Origin of the sequence: Pontibacterium sp. (assembly GCF_041587635.1) — a bacterium.
GTDB lineage: Bacteria > Pseudomonadota > Gammaproteobacteria > Pseudomonadales > Balneatricaceae > Pontibacterium.
In genome coordinates, this window is record NZ_JBFGYC010000314.1 from 1 (window position 1) to 4780 (window position 4780).

The window sequence follows — 4780 nt, forward strand, 5'->3', positions numbered from 1 at the left end:
CATGGCACAAGTGACCGATGGCTTCTACGCTGATCTGCAGCGCATTCCGGAGGCGACAGTGTTTCTTGAAGGCCGTCTGGAAAGTCTGAAAAAAACGCATCAGGCGTGGTTGGAAGGCATTTTTACCGGTCCGTATGACGAGCAATTTGCTGCGCAGATGCATCACGTAGGTGAAGTACACGTGCGGGTTAAACTGCCGGTCGAGTTCATGTCCAGTGGGATTGTGTTGATCAACAATCATATGAGCCCGGTTCTGGCGGAGGTCTATGCGGACGATGTGCCAACAATGGGGCGGATGATGCGTGCGGTCAATGCGGTGACTGGGTTTGCGCTTATCATCATGCAAGAGTCTTATCAGACCTCTTTGCTGGCTGAAGAGTTGGAGCGCTTTCTGGCCATCACCGGGATGAGCCGTCGATTGTTTGACAATCTGGCGAACGCCTATCGTGATACTGACTGACCCGGCACTGCCATTCTGCGGAGCCTTTGTATAACATAATGACAAAGAACCAAGGGAGCGATCATGGAAAAGTCACGCCAAAGCCTGAAAGTCCTGCTGTTGCAGATTCGTGAAGGTGGAAAGGTCAGGGAAGAAGAACACGCCAGTTTTGCTGCGTATAGTGGTTTGGCGCCGCAGCAAATTGAAGTACTGAATGTCTTCGACACCCCTGAGTTTCCAGAGACCGTGGCAGATGACTATGATGCGCTTTTTGTGGGCGGGGCCAGTGAAGCCAATGTACTGAAGCCGGACGAGTTTCCGTTTGTTGATAACTGCAAAGCCCTGTTGAGTCATTGTGCTGAAACGGGCAAACCGGTATTCGCGTCCTGCTTTGGTTTTCAGCTGGTGGTTTTGGCGTTAGGCGGTGAAATCCTGCATAAGGATGATGACTTTGAGATGGGTACGTTGCCTATCTTGCTGACGGATCGCTCGTTGGATGATCCTCTGTTCAGGGATGTGCCTAATGGTTTTCCGGCGGTCTCGGTTCATCGTCAGTATGCCGCCGATTTGCCGGACAGCTGTGAAGTGATCGCTTATACCAGTCAGTGTATTCATGTACTGCGGGTAAAAGACAAACCGTTTTGGGCGTTTCAGTTCCACCCTGAGGTGGATAAGCGGACGCTGGTTGAACGTTTGACACATTACAAAGCCCACTATACCGATGGTGACGGGCATCTGGATCAAGTGCTGAACTCTGCAGTTGAGACACCGGACTCCAATCAGTTGGTGAAAAAGTTTGTTGAGCGCGTGCTGCTCGGCTGAGACTAATTTGAGATAACGGGGGCGAGCACAGTAGAATGGTCGCTCTTTGTGTATACAGGAACTGAAAACAGAATGACTGAGCAACCGGAAAAGCCAACGTCCGAACAAGACGCGGAATCTCCAAAGCCACGTAGCCGTGGTATTTATCTGCTACCTAACCTGTTTACCACGGGTGCACTGTTTTCCGGCTTCTATGCGGTTATTGCCAGCATGAACGGTCAGTTCGAAAGCGCTGCGATTGCGATTTTTGTCGCGATGGTGCTGGATGGTCTGGACGGTCGTGTGGCCCGTATGACGAATACGTCCAGTGCGTTTGGCGCTGAGTATGACTCTCTCTCCGATATGGTCTCTTTTGGTGTGGCCCCGTCGCTGGTCGCCTTTAACTGGGTGCTGGCGGATATTGGTAAGTTGGGTTGGTTTGCCGCCTTTATCTATGTGGCAGGCGCAGCGTTGCGTCTGGCGCGCTTTAATACCCAGATTGGTTCCGTTGATAAGCGCTACTTTATTGGCTTGCCAAGCCCGGCAGCGGCAGCCGCTGTTGCAGGTCTGGTATGGGCTGCGGTCGAATACGGTGTGGATGGCAGCCCGTATGCGTATGCCATTGCTTTCTATGTGGCCGCGGTTGGCTTGCTGATGGTCAGTAATGTGCTGTACTACAGCTTTAAGGATGTGGACTTTAAAGGCAAAGTGCCTTTTATCATTCTGGCGGCGATCGTGCTGGGGCTTGGTATTATCTCAATCAGCCCACCAACATTCCTTTGGTTGCTGCTGCTGGTGTATACGTTATCCGGTCCTGTCTTATGGGTGGTGCGAAAGCGCAAAAAAGCCTGATCAAACGTCTATTTAAAAACCGGCCTCTGAGCCGGTTTTTTTGTGTCTGATCGAACGAGACTATCTGTCGTTAAAATAGACATTGGTCTACTTTTTGGCCGCTTTGCCTGTGCTGTGCTTTCTCTTGTCTAAACTATACCGCTTAACTACACCGCTCGATCTCTCGAAATATTTCACTAAGAGCATATATGCAAGGACAGCGTACTATGAAAATTCTACCTCTTACTGTGGCTGCAGTGAGCGTATCTTCGCTACTGATCGGTTGCAGCACCTTCTGGCCGAATGATGATCTTCACAGTGATACACACGATGTTGCTGTTGTACCCGCTGTGGGGCAAGTCCCCCAACGCGTAGAACTGGAGCAGGCGTGGGATGACAAGACCCGTATGAAATTCTGGTATACCAGTCAGGGCGCACGGATCCTCCCGTACACGTGGTTTACGTGGCTGGAACAAGCGGATAACGATCAATTATTCCGCAGTGCTGAACATATGGAATCGCTGCGTTATCTGCCGATGAATGCATCGCCTGAAAACCCGGCGGGTTTGCCGATTGGCTTTGCGCTGGCCAGCGATAACAAAAGCGGGGAAGCCTGGATGGGGATGACGTGTGCGGCATGCCATACCAATCAGGTCGATTACAACGGCACTAAGATGCTGATCGAAGGCGCTCCCACTTTAGGCAACTTTGTACTGTTCTACAGCAAGTTGGTGAGTGCCCTGAACGCCACCCAAATGGATGACCAGAAGTTTGATCGCTTTGCCCGTAAGGTGCTGGACGCGGAATACTCTGAATCCGCTGCGGTACAGTTGCGTTCACGTTTACAAGAAGTAGCAATGAAAGCAGCCGAACGTCAGGTGGTGAATAACTTGCCCGCGGATTATCCGCAAGACTTTACCAGTTATGCCCGTCTGGATGCCTTTGGCAATATTCAGAATGCGGGTAGTGCCTTTGCCTTGCATGATCTGAATAACGGAAATGCACCCACAGCACCTGTCTCATACCCATTTTTATGGGGCACACATCAGTCTGATGTTGTTCAGTGGAACGGTTCTGCGCCTAATACACCGGTGGTGGGTCCACTGGTGCGTAACATTGGTGAGGTGGTGGGGGTATTTGGTGGTCTGGAGATTGAAAAGGCACCGTTTTGGCAACGCCTCTGGGGTAAGCAGACACGGTATTCGTCGACTGTCGATATGATCGCATTGGGACACTTGGAATCGTGGGTAAAGGCGTTACGCTCGCCGGCTTGGCCGACACAATACCTACCTCCTGTGGATATCAGTAAAGCGGCTCAGGGTGCAGTGCTGTATCAGCGCGAATGTGCGGGATGTCATCAGGTGATTCCACGTGCGAAGGAGGGTGATAAGTATAAAGCGGTGATGAACTCCGTCGCGATGCTGGGGACCGATCCGGCTACCGCCTGGAACGCCGATTACCATATGGCGAAATCACTGATTCTGGAAGGTGAAAAAAGCAAGATTCTGGTAGGTGATCGTTTTGAAGAAACCACCGCGGCAATTTCAATTCCGGTCAACGGTGTGGTGGGTGTTGTACTGAAGGACCCACTGACTGCGCTGAAAGCGGGGATGATTCCGATGAGGAGCGGTGACAAGTCAGTACAGAAAAATTCAGAGTCACTTGTATCGCTGGCACAGCAGCATGTTGAGGCGCGTCAGAAAATTCAGAATGCTAAGAAGCTGAACAGTGACAATAGCCTGTTGAAGAGCAACGTGCGTGATCTCAGCAATCTGCAGTACAAAGCGCGCCCGTTGAACGGTATCTGGGCAACTGCACCGTATTTACATAATGGATCGGTTGCGAATTTGTGGGAGCTGTTGCAGAAGCCGGAAGCGCGCAGTAAATCTTTTTGGGTGGGCAGCCGTGAATTTGATCCGATCAACGTAGGTTTTGTGGTTGACACAGGAATGACTGAGTTCCGAGTGCTGAAAGACAGTGGAGAGATCATGCCGGGTAACTCCAATTTGGGACATGATTTTGGTACCCAGCTGAATGATGAGCAGAAGTGGACGCTGGTGGAGTATATGAAAACGTTGTAGCGCTAAACTCAATTTAGTCGTATCTGAACCGCCGCCCCTAATAAGGGCGGCGGTTTTTTTTGCCTGTTATGGGCAGTGTATTTGAATCCTTTTCAGGCTATTTTCAGCTTGGCAGGGTAATCTGCAATCATTCTCCTGTTATCCCAACGACAACGGATGCCGCTATGCTGATTAAAAAGCCAGATTCAATTAAGTCTTCTGAAATTACCTCTGAATCGGTGTACCTCAACCGCCGACACTTTATGCGCGGTCTGTTGGGAACTACAGCATTGCTGGCCACCGGTTCAGCGAATGCCGTGCCTGAGTACGAGTTTGAAAAAGATCTGCCGATTTATCGTGGTCCGGATTGGATGCAGCAGAAAATCCGTGAAAGTGTGCGTAATACTGCATTGTCCACGGACGACAAACTGACGCCTTATTTTCATGTGATGAGTTACAACAACTTCTATGAATTTGGCACCGGTAAAAAAGACCCTGCGCGCCATGCACAAAACTTTCAGACGGATCCGTGGAAGGTCGAGATCAGTGGTGAGGTGGGTAAACCGGGGGTGTATAACCTGGAAGATCTGATTAAACCCCATCTGTTAGAAGAGCGTATTTATCGTTTACGGTGTGTTGAAGCCTGGTC

General features: G+C 50.6%; 4 protein-coding genes and 1 pseudogene. All 5 read left to right on the plus strand.

Annotation, left to right across the window (positions count from 1 at the left end; genetic code table 11):
- The coding region (locus ABYW01_RS14340) for a protoglobin domain-containing protein (protein WP_372833870.1) at window positions 1–460 on the plus strand (460 nt) is incomplete at its 5' end.
- A 63-nt stretch (window positions 461–523) separates the two neighbouring features.
- Entirely contained in the window at window positions 524–1261 is a 738-nt protein-coding gene (locus tag ABYW01_RS14345) for a type 1 glutamine amidotransferase (RefSeq protein WP_372833873.1), read from the plus strand.
- 72 nt (window positions 1262–1333) lie between these two features.
- Window positions 1334–2092, plus strand: a complete 759-nt coding sequence (pssA, locus tag ABYW01_RS14350; RefSeq protein WP_193952587.1) for a CDP-diacylglycerol--serine O-phosphatidyltransferase — start codon at window positions 1334–1336, stop codon at window positions 2090–2092.
- Window positions 2093–2298: 206 nt separating this feature from the next.
- The gene (locus ABYW01_RS14355) at window positions 2299–4152 is read left to right on the plus strand and encodes a di-heme-cytochrome C peroxidase (protein ID WP_372833876.1); all 1854 of its coding nucleotides are present in this window, start codon (window positions 2299–2301) and stop codon (window positions 4150–4152) included.
- A gap of 164 nt (window positions 4153–4316) precedes the next feature.
- Window positions 4317–4780: pseudogene (locus ABYW01_RS14360) on the plus strand (mononuclear molybdenum enzyme YedY); the annotation flags it as partial.

Bases quoted from the DNA above. Each gene is read 5' to 3' on its own strand.
- ABYW01_RS14355 (WP_372833876.1), top strand. From the start codon at position 2,299: ATGAAAATTCTACCTCTTACTGTGGCTGCAGTGAGCGTATCTTCGCTA.
- pssA (WP_193952587.1), top strand. From the start codon at position 1,334: ATGACTGAGCAACCGGAAAAGCCAACGTCCGAACAAGACGCGGAATCT.
- ABYW01_RS14345 (WP_372833873.1), top strand. From the start codon at position 524: ATGGAAAAGTCACGCCAAAGCCTGAAAGTCCTGCTGTTGCAGATTCGT.